At 58.9% G+C, this 20,348-nt stretch carries 20 protein-coding genes and 1 pseudogene; 5 read left to right on the plus strand and 16 right to left on the minus strand.

The genetic code is table 11. The annotated features are described in order from the left end of the window. Window positions 1-475: 475 nt before the first annotated feature. From COMA2_RS16330 to COMA2_RS16350, 5 genes and pseudogenes are all read left to right on the plus strand, one after another. Window positions 476-1,675 carry an SRPBCC family protein gene (locus tag COMA2_RS16330; protein ID WP_175304668.1) on the plus strand — a complete coding sequence of 400 codons (1,200 nt, stop codon included), beginning with the start codon at window positions 476-478 and terminating at the stop codon, window positions 1,673-1,675. A gap of 6 nt (window positions 1,676-1,681) precedes the next feature. Further along, window positions 1,682-1,840, plus strand: a complete 159-nt coding sequence (locus COMA2_RS20315; RefSeq protein WP_175304669.1) for a hypothetical protein — start codon at window positions 1,682-1,684, stop codon at window positions 1,838-1,840. A gap of 112 nt (window positions 1,841-1,952) precedes the next feature. Next, a pseudogene (locus COMA2_RS16335) lies at window positions 1,953-2,527 on the plus strand (MlaC/ttg2D family ABC transporter substrate-binding protein). 85 nt (window positions 2,528-2,612) lie between these two features. Next, the gene (locus tag COMA2_RS16345) at window positions 2,613-3,149 is read left to right on the plus strand and encodes an inorganic diphosphatase (RefSeq protein ID WP_090900754.1); all 537 of its coding nucleotides are present in this window, start codon (window positions 2,613-2,615) and stop codon (window positions 3,147-3,149) included. Window positions 3,150-3,153: 4 nt separating this feature from the next. Beyond that, window positions 3,154-4,026 carry a CHAD domain-containing protein gene (locus COMA2_RS16350; RefSeq protein WP_175304670.1) on the plus strand — a complete coding sequence of 291 codons (873 nt, stop codon included), beginning with the start codon at window positions 3,154-3,156 and terminating at the stop codon, window positions 4,024-4,026. A gap of 73 nt (window positions 4,027-4,099) precedes the next feature. Here the strand turns inward: COMA2_RS16350 and COMA2_RS16355 are convergent, their stop codons facing one another. The 16 genes from COMA2_RS16355 to COMA2_RS16430 all read right to left on the minus strand — a co-directional run bounded on the left by COMA2_RS16355 (window position 4,100) and on the right by COMA2_RS16430 (window position 20,228). Further along, complete coding sequence (locus COMA2_RS16355; RefSeq protein WP_175304671.1) at window positions 4,100-4,603, minus strand: VOC family protein; 504 nt, start codon at window positions 4,601-4,603, stop codon at window positions 4,100-4,102. Between the two features lie 49 nt (window positions 4,604-4,652). Next, window positions 4,653-4,892 carry a DUF1579 family protein gene (locus tag COMA2_RS16360; RefSeq protein ID WP_217490791.1) on the minus strand — a complete coding sequence of 80 codons (240 nt, stop codon included), beginning with the start codon at window positions 4,890-4,892 and terminating at the stop codon, window positions 4,653-4,655. Window positions 4,893-5,070: 178 nt separating this feature from the next. After that, window positions 5,071-5,535 carry a VOC family protein gene (locus tag COMA2_RS16365; protein WP_090900760.1) on the minus strand — a complete coding sequence of 155 codons (465 nt, stop codon included), beginning with the start codon at window positions 5,533-5,535 and terminating at the stop codon, window positions 5,071-5,073. Between the two features lie 208 nt (window positions 5,536-5,743). After that, entirely contained in the window at window positions 5,744-6,199 is a 456-nt protein-coding gene (locus COMA2_RS16370; protein WP_245631068.1) for a VOC family protein, read from the minus strand. A 38-nt stretch (window positions 6,200-6,237) separates the two neighbouring features. Continuing rightward, window positions 6,238-6,804: a class I SAM-dependent methyltransferase gene (locus COMA2_RS16375; protein WP_217490792.1), complete on the minus strand. Its 567-nt coding sequence runs from the start codon at window positions 6,802-6,804 to the stop codon at window positions 6,238-6,240. A gap of 101 nt (window positions 6,805-6,905) precedes the next feature. Further along, on the minus strand, window positions 6,906-7,202 hold the full coding sequence (locus tag COMA2_RS16380; protein ID WP_090900764.1) for a MoaD/ThiS family protein: 297 nt from the start codon (window positions 7,200-7,202) through the stop codon (window positions 6,906-6,908). A 77-nt stretch (window positions 7,203-7,279) separates the two neighbouring features. Further along, complete coding sequence (locus COMA2_RS16385) at window positions 7,280-8,461, minus strand: WD40/YVTN/BNR-like repeat-containing protein (RefSeq protein WP_090900767.1); 1,182 nt, start codon at window positions 8,459-8,461, stop codon at window positions 7,280-7,282. A 144-nt stretch (window positions 8,462-8,605) separates the two neighbouring features. Beyond that, window positions 8,606-9,205, minus strand: coding sequence for a DUF1579 domain-containing protein (locus COMA2_RS16390; protein WP_090900769.1), 600 nt, complete (start codon window positions 9,203-9,205; stop codon window positions 8,606-8,608). A 108-nt stretch (window positions 9,206-9,313) separates the two neighbouring features. Further along, window positions 9,314-9,673 (minus strand): DUF1428 domain-containing protein, encoded by a 360-nt coding sequence (locus tag COMA2_RS16395; protein ID WP_090900880.1) that lies wholly within the window; start codon window positions 9,671-9,673, stop codon window positions 9,314-9,316. A 341-nt stretch (window positions 9,674-10,014) separates the two neighbouring features. Then, window positions 10,015-11,463 carry an efflux transporter outer membrane subunit gene (locus tag COMA2_RS16400; RefSeq protein WP_090900772.1) on the minus strand — a complete coding sequence of 483 codons (1,449 nt, stop codon included), beginning with the start codon at window positions 11,461-11,463 and terminating at the stop codon, window positions 10,015-10,017. 8 nt (window positions 11,464-11,471) lie between these two features. Next, complete coding sequence (locus COMA2_RS16405; protein ID WP_090900775.1) at window positions 11,472-11,765, minus strand: hypothetical protein; 294 nt, start codon at window positions 11,763-11,765, stop codon at window positions 11,472-11,474. Window positions 11,766-11,789: 24 nt separating this feature from the next. Beyond that, window positions 11,790-14,882: an efflux RND transporter permease subunit gene (locus tag COMA2_RS16410; protein ID WP_090900778.1), complete on the minus strand. Its 3,093-nt coding sequence runs from the start codon at window positions 14,880-14,882 to the stop codon at window positions 11,790-11,792. Window positions 14,883-14,920: 38 nt separating this feature from the next. Then, window positions 14,921-16,051 (minus strand): efflux RND transporter periplasmic adaptor subunit, encoded by a 1,131-nt coding sequence (locus tag COMA2_RS16415; protein WP_090900781.1) that lies wholly within the window; start codon window positions 16,049-16,051, stop codon window positions 14,921-14,923. Between the two features lie 270 nt (window positions 16,052-16,321). Further along, on the minus strand, window positions 16,322-18,910 hold the full coding sequence (locus tag COMA2_RS16420) for a sigma 54-interacting transcriptional regulator (protein WP_090900784.1): 2,589 nt from the start codon (window positions 18,908-18,910) through the stop codon (window positions 16,322-16,324). A gap of 142 nt (window positions 18,911-19,052) precedes the next feature. After that, a complete protein-coding gene (locus COMA2_RS16425) occupies window positions 19,053-19,430 on the minus strand; it encodes a YciI family protein (protein ID WP_090900787.1) in 378 nt (125 codons plus the stop codon). Window positions 19,431-19,514: 84 nt separating this feature from the next. Beyond that, a complete protein-coding gene (locus COMA2_RS16430) occupies window positions 19,515-20,228 on the minus strand; it encodes a class I SAM-dependent methyltransferase (RefSeq protein ID WP_217490793.1) in 714 nt (237 codons plus the stop codon). Window positions 20,229-20,348 lie beyond the last annotated feature (120 nt).

Raw genomic sequence — 20,348 nt, forward strand, 5'->3', positions numbered from 1 at the left:
CAACACGATATGCACATTGCTAGAATGATATGGCTCATCTGCTTAGTCGTCCTCTTTGGATTCCGGCCATCGGTAGCCACTCCTGTCGAATCCTCCATGGTGGTTGATCCCTTACCGCCACAGCCGATTCCACCCGCTCCTTTACCAAAACCGGAGCCGATTCCACCGTCGCCGGTCCCTGCTCCGAGGCCGGAGCCGTTGCCCCCTTCTCCGGTTCCGCCTCCCAAGGCCGAACCCATTCCTCCGGCTGAGCCACGACTGCCGCGGACGCCGTCGATTCCCAAATAGGATGCGAACACTATGTGCTCCCTTGAATCAAGAGCGCCGATATCGCGGAATCAGTCGGGATCTCACGGTTCATCCAGACGTCGATGTTGGGCTACTGGAATGGAGGTGTAATATTGTCATGTCACGCATCTCAGTACGCCGAAATCGACAACGTGTCACACCAACCGCAGAGGGAAGGAGTTGGCATGTGGAACGGCAACGACACCATCAATGGAGGATGTTGGCAGCGGCCGGCGCAGGGGCCACATGTATGTACTTGTTCGATCCGCGAACGGGGGCACGCCGCCGAGCGCTGATTCGAGCTCGGCTTGCGCGATCGGCGCGACGGATACAGGATGGAATGGCGACGACGTGGGGTGATGCGCGCAACCGTGGGCAAGGGCTCCTTGCCGAGGTCAAAGCGTTGTTCGACCGCCGATTGGTCGACGATACTATTCTTGTCGAACGGGTGCGAGCCAAACTAGGAGGTCTGGTTCGATATCCTCGATATATCGAGGTTGAGGCTGAACAGGGCCGAGTCGTGCTGCGAGGCCGGATTCTTTCGGGCGAGGTGGACCGCTTGCTCGATGGTGTCGGCCGTGTCAACGGCGTAAAGGACGTTGAAAACCGTCTGGAACTGCATGAGAAGCTCCGTGACGTTCCAGGATTACAAGGCGATCACGGTCATGTTCTAGGCGGTGATCGCTTTGAACTCCGGCAAGAAAACTGGTCACCGACTGCGCGGACGTCAGTCGGATTGGCCGGCACCGCGCTGGCTGTCCACGGAATCATGCGGCGGGATATATCCGGCATGGTACTCGCAGGACTTGGCTCGGGTGCCGTCCTCCGCGCCTTCGTCAACCGACCATGGAAACAGATCACCGGACTGTGGGCCGGGCATCGAGCTGTCGATGTGAATAAGACTATTCGTTTCGCGGCTCCGATCGAGAACGTGTTTGCATTCTGGGCACGGTATGCGGAGTTTCCACAATACACGACGCATGTGCGGGAAGTGCTCGAACAGGGGGAAAGGCGTTCGCGCTGGCGAGTCATCGGACCGGCGGGGATCGAGACGGTCTGGAACGCCGTGATCACAACCTATGTTCCCAATCGGGAAATTGCCTGGCGGACGGAGCCTGACTCACTCGTGCAACATGCCGGAGTCTTGAAATTTCATGACAACGAAGACGGCACCACGACCATGCACCTGAGGATCACCTACAATCCTGTCGCCGGCATCATCGGCCATGGCATCGCGCGCTTGATTGGAGGCGATTTCAAAACGTTGCTGGAAGAAGATTTGCTGCGTATCAAGACGGTGCTCGATGACGGGGTGATTCCACGCGATGTGCAACAGCGCGCCTCTCAGCCCAAAACAGAGCAATTCGAGCGCTATACCACGGATTAATACGATATGGGCCTAGACCCGCTTCTTGAGCGTGCCGGCGAGGCGTTGGCGCCTGTCGGCTTCGGCAAGAGCCTGGTTCCCTGGAATTTTGGCTGTGGACGACGTGGCGAACACCATTCTTCTGCCGCCGGAGCGAAGGGCTTGGCACTCTGGATCATTGAATAACTTCGGAGGAGAAAAGGGAGAATTGCCTATGTGCGGATATCGATGCCTCAGGCCCTCGGCGCGATTTCTCCTCGCGAGCCGGTCGGGGATGGTCGTTCTCGCGCTGCTGGTGATGGTAGGCGTGCCCACATGGAGCGTCGCGGCGCTCCAGCAAGGATCGGAGTCTGCGCTGGCCGTGGTCAAGGCGACGCTTTCCGACGTGTTTGCCATACTGGACGATCCGAAGTTGCGAGAGTCGGAGAAACGGCGGCGCATTGAAGAGATTGTGGCGACCAGGTTCGACTATCGAGAAATGTCCAAACGAACGCTGGCCTCGCACTGGGCCCGTCTGACCGAGACGGAACGAACGGAGTTCGTCGACTCGTTTAAAATGTTTCTCTCGGACCGGTATGCGGTAAAAATTCGTGACTATGCGGGGAACAGGTCGAATATCTCGGCGAGCGGTTGGAAGGTGACTATGCGGAAATTCGGACCAAACTGGTCTCCAGCAAGACCAATTATCCTCTCGATTATCGTCTGATCAAAAAGGACGGAAGATGGTATGCCTATGATCTCGTGATTGATGGGGTGAGTCTGGTAAAAAATTACCGAAGCCAATTCGACCGGATCATTCGAGCTGATTCCCACGAAGAACTGGTCCGGCGAATGAAAAATCGCAGCCTGGCCGAAGAACAGAAAGGAGAGTAATGATGGCGATCGCCCTCCAATCCGGTTCCCAGAAGGCCATCGATCGAGCCAAGAAATCGGCCCTGTTTTTGCGTCGAGAGTTTGCATGACCACGCCATTTGAGAACATTCCGCCTCGGGAACCCAAAACAGGACTGGTAAACGTCGTCATCGACACGCCCCGCGGGAGCCGTAACAAGTTCAAGTTCGACGAACAGCTGGGCTGTTTCAAGCTGTCGCGCATACTGCCTGCCGGACACGTCTTTCCTTACGATTTCGGCTCGATACCCGGCACGCGCGGTGAAGACGGCGACGCGCTCGACGTGCTCGTGGTCATGGAGGAGCCGGCATTCCCGGGCTGCCTCATCACGGTGCGCCTGATAGGCGTCATTGTCGCATCCCAGACCGAGAAGGGGCGCACGATTTCCAACGACCGGCTCGTCGGTGTGCCGCAGACCATGGCCAACAAGCCTGCGATGCGGGAGCTTTCGGAGCTCGGAACAACCAGGCTCAAGCAGATTGAGCACTTTTTCATTTCCTATAATGCTGCCCAGAACCGGCGATTCCAACCATCGCGCCGCCTCGGCGCCGCGCAAGCGGAGCGCATCCTGCGCCGGGCGATCGCCGCCGGCGCGCCAAGGTAGGGGCATGAAGCGACAGGCTGCGAATGGAACCGTACAAGCTGCAACCGTGCGCGAGGAATTGCTGCGCCACGTCGAGACGGCGGTCAAGGCGCTCCGCGCGCGTGATCCTTCAGACGAGCAGATCCATCGCGCGCGCAAAGAACTCAAGCGGGCCCGCGCGAATCTGCGTCTACTGCGGGACGCAGTCGGCAACGCGGCGTACATCCGTGAGAACGCCGCATTGCGCGACGCCGCGCGGCCGCTGAGCGGAGTGCGCGACGCTGCGGTTCTTCGCGAGACGGCAGATACGATGACCAGCGGGGTGGGGCGCGGCGCCCGTCGAAAATTGCTCCTGAAAGTGCGCCGAGCGCTGGAACAGGCCCGGCGTGAGGCTCGCGCGGAATTGCGCGTGATGCATGCCGCCAGGGAAAGTGTGGCGCGCCTCGTTGCCGCTGCCGCGCGCATGCGCAAGTGGCGGCTCGATCAGTCTGATAGGGCATCGGTGTGCAGGGGATTGCAAAGGGTCTACCGGCGAGGACGCGAAGCCCTTGCGATCGCTTGCGCCGATCCCACGACCGAAAATCTTCACGAGTGGCGCAAGCAAGTGAAATACCTGGGCCAAGCGATGGCGGTATGGAAGGTACACGAGGCGAACGGCGTGAAGAGACTTGTCGAGCGCGCGGAGAAGGTGGCCGACCTCCTTGGCACGGACCACGATCTCGCAGTCTTCGAAGGGCGATTGGAGAAGCTCGACTCACCTCATCCGATCCGACCCGCCATTACCCGCGATATCGGCCGCCGACGGCGCGATCTGCAAGACAACGCGCTGAAGAAGGGCCGCCGGCTTTTCAAGGTAACACCTCGCTCGTTCGTCCGTGGAATCGCACCACGGGGCTGATGCCCATGATATGGCGCTTGTTCATGCGGCTGGCGTTGCCAGTGGGAGCGGCAATGATCAGGAATCGCATGTGTCAACCTCCTTCTTGCCCTTCATAGGCTTGCCGCACACGTTGTAGATCTGGCTTGCTCATTTGAAGGATCGCGGCCATGGCGCGCTCCACCTTCGCGGTGTCCTTGTCTCTCAACATCTCATCCCAAGCGGGCACCACGATTTGCCAGGACAGGCCATATTTGTCCTTCAGCCAGCCGCAGGGCCCTTCCTCGCCGCCGTCGGAGAGCTTACTCCACATCTCATCGATTTCCGTTTGCGAATTGCACTTCACCATGAACGAGACGGCTTCGGTGAATTTGAAGATGGGACCGCCGTTCAAGGCCACGAATTCCTGGTTTTGGATCTCGAACGTGACGGTCATTACCGATCCTTTCGGTCGTCCGGAGACCTGGGCGCCGGCTTCTCCATAGCGTGTGATGACTCCCATTTTCGAATTCTGGAAAACCGACACGTAGAACTTCGCGGCTTCCTCGGCCTTGTCATCGAACCAAAGGCAAGGGGTAATTCGTTGTATGGTCGGCATCGTGCCTCTCTTTCCTCTTCTCACATGGATATGTTGAATGAGGACGCGATCATTCTTTCCTGGTATAGATGATCTCCATGCCCTTCATTTCCTTCTCGCCCTTGTGAGCCCCGTACATCTCGAAGATCTGGGTATTGCTGTCGACGAGTTTCCGGATCCCCCGATGGGTCATATGTACTCCGCCTGGTTCGCCATGGCCTCCCTTGAGCGTGATGGTCTTGCCGTCGGGGCCGGACGTCCCTTCCATGAAGAACATTCCCGTGCCCATCGAATCGATCCAGGTCGACACATATTTCTTGCGTAAATTGTCATGGCTGGTCGTCCCCGATGCCCGAATAAGGCCGGCCCATCATGTTGCCGGTGAATTCCTGTTGGAGAAACCGTCCGCGTGGTAATGGTAAGAGACATGACACGCATGGTGACCTCCTTCTTTGAATGATGCGTACATTCAGATGAGGGTCGAACTGTCAGCCGCAGGCTTTTCGTGCTTCCTTTTGTAATTCGTCCGGATTCACGTCACGAACATGTGTGGCGACCGACCACTGATGCCCAAAGGGATCTTCGAGTACGCCGTAACGATCCCCCCAGAACATGTCGGCGACCGGCATCATGATTGTCGCGCCGGCTGCCACGGCTTGGTTGAAGACAGATTCCACATCCTGGACATAGAGATGGATGGTGACGGGTGAACCTTTGAGCGACTTCGGCCCGAGCGAGTTGTGATCGGGAAATTCATCGACGAGCATGACGGGAGAGTCGCCGATTCGGATCAAGGCATGGAGGAGCTTTCCTTCCGGCCCTGGTACCTTGCCCAACTCCACGGCATTGAAGGCCTTCTTGTAAAATTCAATGGCCTTGGCTGCCCCGGCGCACACCAAGTGCGGGGTCACGGTATGCATCCCGTCCGGAATCGGCTTGACCGGTTTATTCATTGCGTTCTCCTTTCAATTGCTATGGTTGGAAGGTTTTCGGAATACACGTCGTAGGCGGTTTCTTTCTCCTTCGAGGTGTACCGTGACATATGAATAGTCGTCCCGATTGGTTCAGATCGACCGCCGAATCTATCCATGCACTCGTCGGAGGAGATCGCGGGACGACGCGACGATTTCGTTTAGATTTGTTTCGAGCGCCCAGTGGCCTCTACGTCGCGCGAGCATTCATCTCCCACAAAGCGAACTCGTTGCCTTCCGTATCCTGGCAGATCGCGAAATAGCCCATCTGTGGTATCGCCGTCTTGGGCTTGCAGATTGTGCCGCCGAGCTTCTCAACCTTTGCTGCGGATTTCTCCACCGACGACACGGCCACGTAGTTGGTGATGGAATGCTCAGGATGCTTGCGCGCCATCAACCCGCCGTCACGCATTCTGTCACCGCTGCCTGTGTCGATATGCCAGTAGTCCTCCGCTCCGGGGAACTTCTGAATTTTCCAGCCGAACAACGAACCATAAAATTTCTTGGCACGCTGGGGATCGTCCGCAGGGATCTCAAACCAGCAAATGGTCGGGGTGGTGTGCCTGCTTTTTGTGGGTTTCCGTTTTGTTGCCGATTTGGATTTGGATTGGGCACTCATTCGTTCCTCCTTTGCCGAGTTGATCATTGGTCCGCTCGTTTGTCAGATGGCATGGCATTCATCCGTCATGGTTTGCTCGCTAGAGCGCAAAATCCCGGATCTGATTCCACGATGCATATGTTCACGAAGCCTGCCGCCGCAAGCTTTTCAGGCACCCCGTTCTTCGATTGTCCTGAGTAGGGGGTAAACCCAAGGACGATCTTGCAATTCGCCTTTAAAACGCGATGTATTTCTCGAAGTCCGGCCACTGCGTCCGGCCAGGCCTGCATGGAGTTAATTGCCAGAGCCTTATCGAAGGTGTTGTCATCAAACGGCAAGCGATCTACAGATCCGATCCGCAGGTCGACATGACCACTCTTAATCGCTTTTCCATTCCGAGCCGTGGCTGCTTCGACCATTTCTTTAGATGGATCAACACCCGCAACATACCCCGCCGGTGTGGATCGGTTCAGAAGCTCGATGCCCACTCCGGGACCGAACCCAACCTCCAGTATCTTATCGTTCGGCAGGACCTCCAACAGATCGATAACCCAAGCGGCGCACTTCTGATTGGTACGCGCCATGATCACACCGCCTAGCCTGCCGAGTACGCCATGAGGATGACCGAACATCCGCATCAAGATTTGTCTCACCTGCCGACTCCCTGGCACCCGCCATGAGGCACCCATGCTCCGTCGCTGCAATAAGTCCAGGCAACCAGTGCAATGCGACGAATTATCATGATTGATGTGGCTTAGCCTCCCGCCATGGCTCCCACGATTAAGAATGGCTCGCTTCCCGTTACGACGGCGTCGGGTAGCGGCACATCCGGCGATTCATGGGACAGATCCTGCTCGCAGGCAAAGAACCGGACGAAGGGACGCCGTTTGAGCGTGGCGTGATCGCGGACCGTCCCGCGCAACATTGGATAGCGGGCTTCAAGCGCGTCGAGGACCGCACGTTGCGTCACCGGACTTGAGACTTCAAGCGTCACTTCACCGCTGACACGCGCCAGAGTTCGTAGATGTTGCGGCAACACTACTCTGATCATTTCGCATCTCGTCGTTCGTATTTCGTATCTCGTTGGATTGAACGCTTCACGCTTAACGAGATACGCTTCACGTTTCTTTAGAGTGTCTGCACTTCAACCGAGAGCACCGCCGGCAGATCCCGTACGATCGGCTCCCAACTGTCTCCACCGTCGGCTGATCCATAAACCTGGCCACCGGTCGTTCCGAAATAGATGCCGCAGGGATCGAGCTGATCGATCGCCATCGCATCCCGCAGAATGTTGACGTAGCAATGTTCTTGCGGCAGGCCCTTCGTCAGCGGCTCCCACTCGTTGCCTCCGGTGCGACTGCGGTACACACGTAATTTCCCCTCAGGCGGGTAATGTTCGGAGTCGCTCTTGATCGGCACGACATAGATCGTGTTCGGTTCGTGGGCGTGGACGGCGATGGGAAATCCGAAATCGCTCGGCAAGTTTCCGCTGATCTCGTGCCAAGACTCGCCGGCATCGTCGCTCCGCAACACATCCCAGTGCTTCTGCATGAACAGAACGTTCGGGCGCGACGGATGCATCGTGATGCAGTGGACACAATGCCCGACTTCGGCATCCGGGTCGGGGAGCTCGTATTGAGACTTCAGACCTTTGTTTACAGGGTGCCATGTCCGGCCTGCGTCATCGCTGCGGAACGCGCCGGCGGCTGAGATGGCCGCGTACATCCGATCCGGACGGCTATCGTCCAACAAAATCGTGTGCAGGCACATCCCGCCCGCCCCCGGTTGCCAGAGTCGGCCCTTCGCGTTTCTCAGCCCCGCCAGTTCCTTCCACGTCTTTCCTCCGTCCGTGGATTTGAAGATCGACGCGTCTTCGACGCCCGCGTAGACCGTGTTCGGATCGTTCAGCGACGGTTCGAGGTGCCACACTCGCTTGAACTCCCAGGGACGCTGCGAGCCGTCATAATGCTGGTGTGTCGTGAGCGGTTTTCCCGTCTCCGCGGAAGTGTCGTACACAAACATATTACTCTCACCCTTCGGCGTGCCGTCGGGCCCCATGAGATCTTCAGGTTTGTTTCCTGGGGCATTCCAGGTTTGCCCGCCGTCATCCGAGCGTTGAATGACTTGCCCGAACCAGCTGCTGGTTTGCGAGGCATACAGCCGGTTCGGATCCGCCGGTGAGCCTTTGATATGGTACAGCTCCCATCCTCCGAAGTGCGGCCCTTGCACGTCCCACCGCTTGCGAGCTCCGTCGGACGTGAGAATGAACGCACCCTTGCGGGTGCCGACCAGTACTCGAACGCTACTCATAGTATGCCTCCCCGTTGTGCGTTCCTCGTCGCTCGTATCTCGAACGCATCAAGAATATGCGTCACGAATGAGCTTCGCGAGAAACGCTTCTGCAGCTAGTCGTCCGACCGCAAGAAAATCGACAGGGCGCCTCAACTTCCCCGATTACTGTTTTCTGGTATAGATGATCTCCAGGAACTTCATTTCTTTTTCCTTTCCGTGGGCGCCGTACATCTCGAACGTGGGGTTGTCGGTATCGGCGATCTTCCAGACAGCGCGGTGTGTCATCTTCCCGCCCCCCGGTTCCGGATGCGAGCCTCGCAGCGTAATGGTCTTGCCGTCCGGGCTTGCCGTGCCTTCCATAAAGAAGATGCCGGTGCTCATGGTATCGATCCAGGCGGTCACGTATTTCTTGGTCAAATTATCGTAGCCATCGATCCCGATGCCGGAGAATGGTTGCCCCATCATCTGAGCGTTGTATTCCTGATAGAGAAATCGTCCGTCGAGCAGCATCTTCATCTCCGCCGTGCCGGTGGATTCCGTCGGTGGCTTGCCCGGCTCCATCCATTCCTTGGTCTGTGTCGTCCAGCTGCCGGCCAATGATGCGAAATGTTTATGCGGCTCGCCGGGTTGAGCCAGTTTCTTCCAGACTTCCATCATCTGCTGCGGGTCCATGGCCTTTTCATGCTTTTTCTCTTTTGCGAAAACCGGCACGACAGTCAGCATGATGCACAATGTGGTTACCGCCAATCGTTTCACCTGCATGGTGGCCTCCTTCTGGTTTGGTTAGGTGATGGGCTAGGCTGCATTCGATACGACCGATAGCCGGTTGCATCGGCCGGTTCCTCAGCATGATGCTCGTTCGTGAAGCGGCTAGGCCTCGACGAGGATTTTGAATCCACCGTAGGCCATACGTTTATAATCAAAGGGCATATCCTGTGGATCGCACATCTCATGGATACGCGGGTCTTTCATCACTTTGGCGTTGACGCGGTCGCGGTGGGCACGCGACGTGAACAGGATGTACGCGAAGATCACTGTCTCGCCGGCTTTGGCCTTGGCGTGTTTTGTAAACGGTACGCCCATCTTCGTTGTGAGATCGTCGCCGACGCACTCTTTGTAGTCGAGGGCGCCGTGCTCGCGCCAGATCTTCGCCGCTTGCTGCGCGAGACGTCGATACGCTTTCAGGTTTTTCCTTGGAACGGGCAGGACGTATCCATCGACATATCCCATGAGCATCGTCCTTTCTTCTTGTCTCACCATGAGTTTGACTGTACAGCCGGCTCGTGTGGCCTCGGCCTTTGAGCGAGACCTCTCTATTTCTTCGTGGTCGCCTCCGCCCGCGATCGTTCTTCTTGGGCTCGCATATCAACCTCCTATGTCGTCTCGTTTGTCGGTTTGGCCAGTGCATCCGTTATCTGTAGTCGAACAGGGAGGCCTGAAATCGACAGCGATCTTCAAATTTCTTCCTCACCGCAAACGCTTTGTGATTTCCATACTTGGGTCAAACGATTACGAGGGCGCCACGTCGCGCGCCGGAAGGTCGCTACGTCGGCAATGTCTTCGACGTTCCCTTAGCCCTTCCCGGCTTCGACGACTTGGGCCGTCGGCAGCTGTTGAGCGGAATTGTCGGGCGACCAGCCACCTCCCAGCGCTTTGTACAGTTGCACGACCGACGCCAGGAGAAACCGGCGTGTGCTGGTCCAGGCGAGTTCCGCCTCAAACAGGCTTCGTCGGGCCACGAGCACGTCCAGATAGTTCGCCAGCCCGCCCTTGTAGCGGAGTTCCGCCAGCTTCAGGGCCGACTGCAAGGCGGTCACTTGTTGCTGTTGCGCGTCGCTCTGGCGGCGGGCCGTCCGCACCGCGATGAGCGAGTCCTCGACTTCGCGAAAGGCGGTCAACACCGTCTGTTGGTACTGCGCCAAGGCTTCTTGGCTTTGGGCCTCGATCGCTTCTTGCTGGAAGCCCAGAATTTGCGCGTTGAACAGCGGCGCGGCCAGGCCGGCCCCGAACACCCCGAAGGAGGACGCCTCCGTGAAGATCAGCGATAATTCGGGATGCGCGAGCCCCGCCAACCCGGTCAAGGTGATGCGGGGGAAGCGTTCGGCCTTGGCGACCCCGATCCGGGCGGTGACGGCCGCCAACTGGCGCTCCGCGACCAGCAGATCCGGCCGCCGCTGCAGGAGCTCCGACGGCAGCCCCGCCGGCACGTCCGGGGGAATCACTTGCTGGTCCAAGGCCCGCCCGCGCGCGACGGCAAACGGGGTGCGCCCCAGCAAAAGGCTCAGGTGGTTCTCCGCTTGCACCATCTGCCGCTGGAGTTCCGCCGCGCGGGCCGCGGCATTCGCGCGCTCCGCCTCAAACTGATCCGCGTCCAGCTTGGAGGTCATCCCTTGCCGCAACCGCGCCTGGGCGATCCGCACCGACTCTTCCCACGACTGGAGCGTCCGCTCCGCGATGTCGAGCTGAAGATCGAATTGGAGCACCGTGAAGTAGGCTTCCGCGACCGCGCTGACCAGTTGGATCGTCACGGCGCGGCGGTTCTCTTCCTTGGACAACAGCTCGGCGCGCGCCGCTTCGTTCGTGCGCCGCACGCGCCCCCACAGATCCACCTCCCACGACAGGTTGCCGAGCAAGTAATAATTAAACGGACTGGCAAAGCCGGGAAACAAAAACACCGCGCTGCGCCCGGCCGGCGCGTTCGCGGCCACCGACAGTTGCGGCAACCAGTCGGTGCGCGCGATCAGCGCCCGCGCCCGAAATTCCTCGACGGTCGCGACGGCCCGCCGGAGATCGTTGTTGTCCGCGAGCGCCGACCGAATGAGTTGCTGCAACTGCGCATCGTGCAGAAGCTCCCACCAGGGCAAGTTGGCCACCGAGGGGAGATCCGCCGGCCCCTCCGCCATGCGAAACCGGTCCTCCACCTCCGTCGGGGGCCGCCGGTAGTCCGGCCCCACGGCGCAGGCAACGAGCAAGCAGGATCCTATGAACAGACCGACCGCGCGTATGATGCTCTCACTCATTTCTTTCCTCATCCGACGGAAGACCTATCCGGTTCTGACCGGGTGATCTCGTTCACAAGGTGACCGATGCAACATCCTGTGGCAATCAATTGCGCGCCTTCTTTCCACATCCGCTTCAAGAGGAGCTTGCCGTCCTCTCCCACAAAGGTGACGTTCGTGAGATCCACGACAAGAGGGAGTCCATCAGCCGGTCGGGTGGTTCGCCACTCATGCTCCAGTTCACCGACCCACGGTCCGGTCAGGCTGCCCTCCAGTCTGAGTCGCACCGAGTTTCGATTCTTCTCCGCGGTAATCTTCAGCATGGCAAGAAGTTTTCAAACCTTCCTTCAGTTCTGTGCTCCAACCGGGAGCAGTTCTGCATCATCGGCCTCGAGCGCGATCTCTTCAGGCTCCAGATCCGGCTGGTGCTGGGCCGCGATCAGCGAGTAAAACACCGGCACAACGAACAGCGTGAAGAGCGTGCCGACCGTCATGCCGGTGACCAACACCATGCCGATGCTGTTGCGGGCGGCCGCGCCGGGTCCTGTCGCCAGCACCAACGGGAGATGGCCGAAGACGGTGGCAGCCGAGGTCATCAGCACCGGCCTCAGTCTGGTCAACGAGGCTTCGCGCACCGCCATCGCCTTGGCGAGCCCGCGTACTTGGAGTTGATTCGCGAACTCCACGATGAGAATGCCGTTCTTCGCGATCAATCCGACCAGCGTGATCAATCCCACCTGCGAATAGATATTGATCGTCGTCAGGTCCAGGAAGCTGAAGACCAGAGCGCCGGAGATGGCAAGCGGCACGGATCCCAGCAGAACGATCAACGGATCGCGGAAGCTTTTGAATTGGGCGGCCAGCACCAGATAGATCAGGACCACGGCAAAGCCGAGCGTCACGGTAAGCGCCGCTCCCTCCTGGCGCAGTTGCCGCGATTCGCCGGCATAGTCGAGGACGATGCGTGACCCCCCTGCCGCCGCCGCGGTCTCGAGGACACGCAATCCTTCTTCCTTCGTCACGCCCGGTTTCACGCCGCCGAAGATCCGAACGGAGTTGCGCTGTTGAAAGCGGTTCAAGGTGCGAGGCGCGGTGCTCGTCTCGATGTGCGTGAACGTGGACACCGGCACCAGCTGGCCGCCCGGCGTCTTGATCTTCAAATCGAGCAGGGGACCGACGGTCGCGCGGTCGCTGTCCCCGAGCTGCGGGATAACTTTGTAACTGCGATCGAAATAGTTGAACCGGTTGACATAGGCCCCGCCGAGCATGGTGCCGAGCTCCCGGCCGACGCCCGCCAGATCAAACCCTAAGTCGGCCAGACGCTCGCGGTCGAGAATGACACGCGCCTCAGGGAGATCGATTTTGAGATCGGTGTCCACGTACATGAACTTGCCGCTTTGCCAGCCGGCCCCGAGCACGGCGCCGACCGTGTCGAGCAATTGCTCAGCCGGCAGGTCGCTTTCCAGCACCAACTCGACATCGTACTGACCGGGCGTCGGCAAGGGCGGGTCCAATCGGGGAAACACGCGCAGTCCGGGCACCTGCGAGACGGCGCCGTAGACTTCGCCGTACATCTGCTCGGTGGAACGCGTCCGTTCATGCCAGTCCTTCGCGACCAATCCCCCGAAGCCACCCCAGGCGGTTGTGAGCCCCCATGTGAATTCCGTTTCAGGGAATGCCGTGATCGCTCGTACGATCTGTAGGTGCTCACGGTTCGTGGCCGCCAACGTGGAGTCAGGCGATGCTTCGAAGAAAAGGCTGATGTGGCTCTGATCCTCCACGGGGGCGAGTTCTTGGCGCGAAAAGAGATACAGCGGCCAGATTGATGCCATGATTAAGAGTGCCGCCGTGACGATGCCCCAGCGCATGGTGAGCGCCCCGTCGAGCAGTTTCGCGTACAGACGCCGCACCTCTTCGAAGCGTCGATTGACGAAGGCCGTCAGCCGGCCTTCTTTTCCTTGAGGATGCACGAACCGGGAACTCATGACCGGCGAGAGCGTGATCGCGACGACACCGGACAGGACCACGGCGACCGCAAGCGTGATGGCAAATTCCAGGAACAGGGACCCGGTCAGCCCGCCTTGAAAGGCGATGGGGGTATAGACCGTCGCGAGGGTAATCGTCATCGCGATGATCGGGCCGACGAGCTCGCGCGCGCCGATCAACGCCGCCTCGATTCGCGATCGCCCCAGACGCACATGCCGTTCCACGTTTTCAACGACGACGATCGCATCGTCCACGACCAGCCCGACCGACAAGACGATGGCGAGCAGCGTCAGAAGATTGAGACTGAAGCCGAACGCGAACATGAAGATAGCGGCCCCGATCAGCGACACCGGCATGGCCACGAGCGGCACGAGCGCCGTGCGCACCGATCCCATGAAGAGAAACACCACCACCGCGACGATGAGAATCGTTTCCGACAACGTCTTGGTGATTTCCGCCAGCGCGTTTCGCATGAACATCGTGCCGTCCCACACGAGTTTCATGTCGATGTCGCTCGGCAGGGTCGGCCGGATGCGTTCCATCTCGTCGCGGAGCCGGTGCGCGATATCGATCTCGTTCGTGCCCGGCACGGGCCAGATCCCAAGATACACACCCTGAGCCTGGTTGTACTTTGCGACCATGTCCGCTTCTTCGGCCTCTCGCTCGACCTTCGCAATATCTTTTAGCCGGACGATGGCGCCGCCCCTGTCCGCGACGATGAGCTCCTCGAATTCCTGGGCCGATCGCAGGTCGGTATTCGCGAGCAGGTTGATCTGGGCGAAGTTGCCCTTCGTCCGTCCCACCGCGGCCAGATAGTTGTTCCGGAGCAGCGCGCCTTGCACATCACCCGGCGAGAGATTGAACGAGGCAAGACGGTCCGGATCGATCCAGATGCGCATGGCGATCTGACGGCCTCCCTCGATGGTCACCTTCTGCACGCCGGACAGCGTCGAGAATTGCGGTTGCAACGTGCGCAGGAGCCAATCAGTGAGAGCCGGGACCGGGCGTTCCGTCGACGTGAAGCTGAGATAGAACGAGGCATACGGCCGGTCGGCCCTCTGGACCTCGATGACGGGTGGTTCGGCTTGAGGCGGCAATTCGGCGCGCACCTGTTGGAGCCGTGCCGTGACTTCGGCGAGGGCCGCCGTGCTGCTGTGGTTCAACTTCAAATGCACGGTCACGGTACTGACACCGGCTCGACTCGTCGACTCCACGTAGTCGACGCCGCTGATCGCGGAGACCACCCGCTCGATCGGCGTGCTGAGGAACCCGCGCACGGTCTCGGCGCTCGCGCCGTAGTAGACGGTTGTGATGATGACCGATGAGCTTTCGATCTTCGGATATTGCTGCACCGGCAGGGTCATGAGCGCCCGCCATCCTGCAAGCATGATGACAAGATTGATGACCACGGCCAGGACCGGATGTTTCACGAAGATATCGGTGAAGGATCGCATGGGTATATCCCTATTTCTTCTTCGACGGGTGAATCGATTCAGTCGTTGTGGACCGTTCGCGCTTGGGCCTGCTTTTGCGAGGAAGAGTCGGGCGCAATCGCGACGAGCACGCCTTCGCGCAACTTGAACGATCCCGACGCGGCAACGGTCTCGCCGACGTCGAGTCCGGCGTGAATCACGACTTGATCGCCGACCATCGTGCCGCTTTCCACTCGCCGCACATGCGCTCGAGTCTTGAGATCCTGGTCCGGCGCGATTACGAACACCTGATCGCCCCCTGGCCCTTTGCGCAGCGCGCTGACCGGGATGGCGACGGCCTTGCGCGAGAGGCCGACGGGAACTTGAACCCGAACCGACGCGCCGGGGGCCAGCAGATGGCGCGTATCCTCCACCCGCGCCCGCACCACGGCATTTCGAGTCGTGGGATCCACGCGCGCATCGAGCGCGACGATGGCGGCTTTGATGGCGAGGGCTTCGCCCGGCGCCAGCACGTCGACCGTCTCGCCGCTCCGTAAGCCGGCCGCAACCTGCTGGGCAACCGTGAAATCGACATGGACCGCTTCGCCGACGCCCTGCAACGTCGTGAGCAAGGTCCCTTCGTCCAGATATTGACCGGGGTGAACATCGGCGATGCCGACGCGCGCCCGGAACGGCGCACGGAGGGTCTTCTTGGCGATGATCGCCCTGGTGCGGGCGATTTGGGCCCGGGCAATATCCAAATCGGCGCGAGCCCGGTCGACTTCCTCCTGAGTCGTGGCGAGTTCCTGATTGAGGTTCTGTCGGCGAGTGAGCACCGTCCTGGTAAGAGCGGCCTGCGCCTCCTGCGCCTTGAGTTCGGCTTCTTCGACGGAAACATCGAGCGCGACCAGCAAGGTGCCGGCTTCCACGATCTGGCCCGGCGTGAGCCGGACTTCACGGACCGTTCCGGCGAGTTCGTTCTTCAGCATGACCGAGCGTAAGGCCAGAACCGTTCCGATGGAGGTGGTGGTCTGGCGATGATCCATCTCGCGCGCGACGGCGACCGTGATGGATTCCATCGGCTCCGGTTGGTTGGCAGAGGCTGCAACGGAATCTTGAATGGATTCATACTTCCAGGCGATCAGCCCGATGCCCGTGGAGAGTACCAATGCGAGAAGCAAGACTGTTCCGATCCAGTTACGACGATTCATGAGAACAACCTCCAACGTGCTTGTACCCGAGCATCATGTAGACCTCCGATCAATGCTATGTTTTGAGGGAACAGCAATGACTGTTCCAGTCAAAGTTTGAACAAAGACGGCGCTCTCAACTATATGAATATGAAAATGAACTGTTATGAACCCTACCTTGAGTGTGGAAGGAAATAAGGTGAGGGTGACGAAGTCCATTCGTCGTCTATTCGTCAGATGACGAAATATCGACACGGGGATATTCCAGGGATCTCGACAGAGAAGTAGAGGCTACGATGGACGGACAATGCCCAGCTTCCGCATCTTGGAATGGAGAGTCGTCCGTTTCATTCCGAGCCTAGCGGCGGCCCCCCCGGGACCACCGAGGGTCCACTTCGAATCACGCAATACGTGCAGAATGTGCTTCCGCTCGGCCGCTTCCAGCGTCAAGACCGAATCGTGCGACGCAGTCGTCGGTGACTTGAGCTCAGACAGTTGCACGACCAGATCGGAGCCGGTCGACAAAATCACTGCCCGTTCGATGAAGTTTCCCAGTTCGCGCACGTTACCCGGCCAGGGATAGGCCTGCATGGCTTTCATCGCTTCGACAGGAATCGTTTCAACGCGTTTCTTCATCCGCATGGCGAATTTATGGGCAAAGTGTCGGGCCAGGACAGAGATGTCCTCTACACGCTCGCGCAGCGGGGGAACGGTAACGGGGAAGACTTTGAGCCGGTAGTAGAGGTCACTGCGAAACTTCTGTTCATCCACCATTTGATCGAGGTCGCGATTGGTGGCCGCGACGACCCGTACGTTCGTACGAATCGTGCGAGTGCCACCCAGCCGTTCGAATTCCTGCTCCTGGAGCACTCGGAGAAGCTTGACCTGGAGTTCCAGGGGAATTTCTCCGACTTCGTCGAGGAACAGCGTTCCTCGGTCGGCCAATTCAAACCGGCCGACCTTGGTCGCAATCGCCCCGGTGAAGGCTCCCTTTTCGTGCCCGAATAGTTCGCTTTCGAGCAAGCCGGTCGGAATCGCGGCGCAATTCAGCTTCACGAACGTGCGCTCCCGCCGGGTGCTCAAATTGTGGAGCGCGCGAGCGACGAGCTCTTTCCCGCTGCCCGTTTCGCCCAGGATCAAGACCGTAGAGTCCGTGGGGGCGACCGTCTCGATCTGCTTGAGGACCTGTTTGAGCGCGCGGCTCTCGCCGACAATTTCTTCAAAGTTGTAGTTGGTCTGAATTTCTTCTTCAAGATACAGTTTTTCTTCCGTTAACTTGTCCTTCAGTTGGGCAATCTGCTTATAAGCCAAGGCGTTCTCGACCGCAATGGCGACTTGCTGCGCGACCTGGCCGAGCAACTCGACGTCCTCCGACGTAAAGCCGTCATCTCTTCGTCGCCCCACGTTCAATGCGCCTAATGCGCGTTTGTGCGCAAGGAGCGGGAGAGAGCAGAACGATTTCACGCCACGGTCAAGGAGGTTCTGCGCGCAAGGCGAAGAGCTTGCCATCTCTTTCAGATCCGGTTCTCTGAACAACGCGGCTTTGCCCGTGTTGATCGCGAGGCAGGACGGGGACTCCGTACTTTCTTCGAGTGTTCCTTCCTCGATGAAACTTTCGTTTCTCTGAAAATCCAATACGTGAATACGCCACTCGCCGGTCCGTTCGTCGCAGAGCAGCAGGCTGGAGCCGTCGTGCTGGATCACTTTTCTCAAGCACTCACTGACGGCCGTGAACAAGTCGTTGAGATCCAGATGGGTGATGACGGCATTGTTCACTTCAAGCAGCAACCGCTGATGATCACGCTCACGCGTGAGTTGCGATTGAGTGGACTGCGCTCGTTCGTAGTTCAACGCATTTTCGACGGCGATGGCCACCTGTTTCGCGATTTGGTGCATGAATTCGATCTCGGATACGTCGTAGGTTCGGCGCTCCAGGCTGCCGAATCCCAGGGCGCCGAGGCGTTGGTTCGCGGTGGTCAGCGGCACGACGCAAAAAGACTGGACGCCGTTCTCCCGCAGCATTGCGATCAATTTGGAGAAGCGACGTTCGCTCGCAATGTCGGGCACGGTCAACGGTTGCTGCGTTTTCCAGACGAGACCGCCGGGGGACTCCTCGATCGGCAATTCGAGACCCGGCTTGATCGTTGCGGGCATCGACGTGACCAACAACCGGAGCCGCATGACATTCTTGGCCGGATCGTGCAGCACGATGTTGATGTAGTCGAAGGGCACGATGCGGGGAAGCCGCTGCGCGAGATCGCGCAAAAAGCGGTCCGCGTCGTGATGTAAAGCGATGGATTCCGTGACCTCCAGCAGAAGGCGCAGTCGATCCCGATCACTGACCAGATCCTGATGGTGCAGGACGTTGTCGACCGCCACTGCGACTTGCTTCCCGACCTGCCGGAGAAACTCCACGTCCGACTCGCTATAGGCGTCTCTCCGCAGGCTCGAAAATCCCATGGCGCCCAGTTGTCGCACGGCGGTGGTCAAGGGAACGACGCAAAATGAATTGACGCCGTCCTCCCGCATGCGATGAAGGACTTGCGGCCAGCGATGTTCGGCGGCAAGGTCGGACACGAGAACCGGCCGCTGCGTGAGGAAGACCAAGCCGGCGGGAGTTTCATCGACAGGCTCTTCATGGCCGCCCAAGAGCTCAGCCGGCACATTCGCTTGAATGGTCTGGAGGCGGATATGGTTGCGCATCGGGTCGTGCAAGGAGAGAGACACGAAATTCACCTGCATCACGCGGGAGAGCCGCTGAACGAGATCTCGAAAAAGTTCGTGTAGATCGCGGTGCGCCGAGATCGCTTCCGCGACCTCCAAGAGCGCCTGGTGCCGCTCGGTCAGCGCGCCATCCGGCGATGCAAAAGTGGGATCCATAGTTTCCGCGTAGTATGACGCATCGGATTGTCGCGGCTCAATAGGGGGCATTCCACCGGCTTGCGGAGGCCTCTGTTCGGTGGGCTTGCCGTTGGCTTGGTGAGAGAATCAAAAGGCGATGACTGCACCGGATATCATGAAGTCATGGTTGCTTCTCTTCGCCCGGCAGACCGGTGATCTCTCTTAGTGGCCTCACTTCGACTGTCCCGATCCGAGCGCCCGGCACCAGCTTGGCGATACGAACGGCGTCATCCTGATCCTGGGCTTCGATGAGAAAGTAGCCGGCGAGCTGCTCTTTCGTCTCGGCGAATGGCCCATCGGTGACCGTCGCCTTTCCGTTGCGCACCCGAACGACGATTCCTGTCGCCTCAGATCGCAGCGGGGAGGCATGAACGTATTGCCCTTTCCCGTCGAGCTGGTGGCAGAGCCGGATTGATTCCGCGAGCATGTCCTTCCGTTCGGTTTCTGGGATCTTGTTAAACATGTCTTCGTTGTGGTGGACCAGCAATAGATATTTCATGAGTAACCTCCCTCCGGTGACATAATAAGATGAACTGAAAATCGACAGGTTGATTCTGCGACTGCCTCAGGGCAAAAAGCGCCATCAACGGTTCTGCATTTTTTGGGCGTACCAAGCCCGGATGAGCAGTGACTGGAAGAACGGGATCGGCATCGGCAATCCGCTACTCCGGAACAGATGTTCCGTCGAGGCGGGCGGCAACACTGCGACGTCCTCTTGTAATGTTTTTAGAATATTCGCCACCCGTTCTTCCGATGCGCCTGCCGCCCTGTGGAGGGCTTTCCATTTTTCACCGATGTCCGGAAATTCATCTCCCGACAGATCGTAGCTAATTTCTGCATGGATCACATACCCAGCCACCTTCAACCGTGCCGCCATTCCATTGAAGAGGGCCTGTCGTTCTTGGCTATCTTTGATGAAATGAGCCACGAGCAGACAGAGAATGGCGTCAAACTGTTCGATCATCGGCAGGTCCGACAGATATCCATGACGCAACTCACAACGAGTCAGAAGCCCGCTCTGCTGCAGGCGCTTCCGGCAGACATCGAGCATCGATGCGGAGGGATCGATCCCGGTAAACCGCCAAGAAGGAAACGTGTGCGCTAATTCCAAGATCTCCGTTCCGGTTCCGACTCCGACGCAGAGAATGTGTGCGTCGGAGGGGAGGTCTTTCAGGATCAAGCGTATCAAGAAATGCAGGTTATCGATGCTCGGGGCGATCGGTTTGATACGTTGATCATAGGTCTCCGAAGCCTGTTTATCAAAAAAATCCCTCGCCATTTTGTTCTCTTGTGACATTTCCCCATCTCGTAAAACTCGGCGTTCCACGCTCCTCCCGAAGTTCCATCATGTAATCCCTTCGAATTGTTACCGCGTCGCGATAGTAGCATGGACGCTGACTTCGATCGTTCCTCATTC

Source organism: Candidatus Nitrospira nitrificans (assembly GCF_001458775.1).
Taxonomy (GTDB): domain Bacteria; phylum Nitrospirota; class Nitrospiria; order Nitrospirales; family Nitrospiraceae; genus Nitrospira_D; species Nitrospira_D nitrificans.

Bases quoted from the DNA above. Each gene is read 5' to 3' on its own strand.
- COMA2_RS16365 (WP_090900760.1), bottom strand. From the start codon at position 5,535: ATGAATAAACCGGTCAAGCCGATTCCGGACGGGATGCATACCGTGACC.
- COMA2_RS16400 (WP_090900772.1), bottom strand. From the start codon at position 11,463: ATGAGTGAGAGCATCATACGCGCGGTCGGTCTGTTCATAGGATCCTGC.
- COMA2_RS16405 (WP_090900775.1), bottom strand. From the start codon at position 11,765: ATGCTGAAGATTACCGCGGAGAAGAATCGAAACTCGGTGCGACTCAGA.
- COMA2_RS16430 (WP_217490793.1), bottom strand. From the start codon at position 20,228: ATGTCACAAGAGAACAAAATGGCGAGGGATTTTTTTGATAAACAGGCT.
- COMA2_RS16420 (WP_090900784.1), bottom strand. From the start codon at position 18,910: ATGGATCCCACTTTTGCATCGCCGGATGGCGCGCTGACCGAGCGGCAC.
- COMA2_RS16410 (WP_090900778.1), bottom strand. From the start codon at position 14,882: ATGCGATCCTTCACCGATATCTTCGTGAAACATCCGGTCCTGGCCGTG.
- COMA2_RS16355 (WP_175304671.1), bottom strand. From the start codon at position 4,603: ATGCCGACCATACAACGAATTACCCCTTGCCTTTGGTTCGATGACAAG.
- COMA2_RS16415 (WP_090900781.1), bottom strand. From the start codon at position 16,051: ATGAATCGTCGTAACTGGATCGGAACAGTCTTGCTTCTCGCATTGGTA.
- COMA2_RS16350 (WP_175304670.1), top strand. From the start codon at position 3,154: ATGAAGCGACAGGCTGCGAATGGAACCGTACAAGCTGCAACCGTGCGC.
- COMA2_RS16395 (WP_090900880.1), bottom strand. From the start codon at position 9,673: ATGGGATATGTCGATGGATACGTCCTGCCCGTTCCAAGGAAAAACCTG.
- COMA2_RS16345 (WP_090900754.1), top strand. From the start codon at position 2,613: ATGACCACGCCATTTGAGAACATTCCGCCTCGGGAACCCAAAACAGGA.
- COMA2_RS16370 (WP_245631068.1), bottom strand. From the start codon at position 6,199: ATGATCAACTCGGCAAAGGAGGAACGAATGAGTGCCCAATCCAAATCC.
- COMA2_RS20315 (WP_175304669.1), top strand. From the start codon at position 1,682: ATGGGCCTAGACCCGCTTCTTGAGCGTGCCGGCGAGGCGTTGGCGCCT.
- COMA2_RS16385 (WP_090900767.1), bottom strand. From the start codon at position 8,461: ATGAGTAGCGTTCGAGTACTGGTCGGCACCCGCAAGGGTGCGTTCATT.
- COMA2_RS16390 (WP_090900769.1), bottom strand. From the start codon at position 9,205: ATGCAGGTGAAACGATTGGCGGTAACCACATTGTGCATCATGCTGACT.
- COMA2_RS16380 (WP_090900764.1), bottom strand. From the start codon at position 7,202: ATGATCAGAGTAGTGTTGCCGCAACATCTACGAACTCTGGCGCGTGTC.
- COMA2_RS16425 (WP_090900787.1), bottom strand. From the start codon at position 19,430: ATGAAATATCTATTGCTGGTCCACCACAACGAAGACATGTTTAACAAG.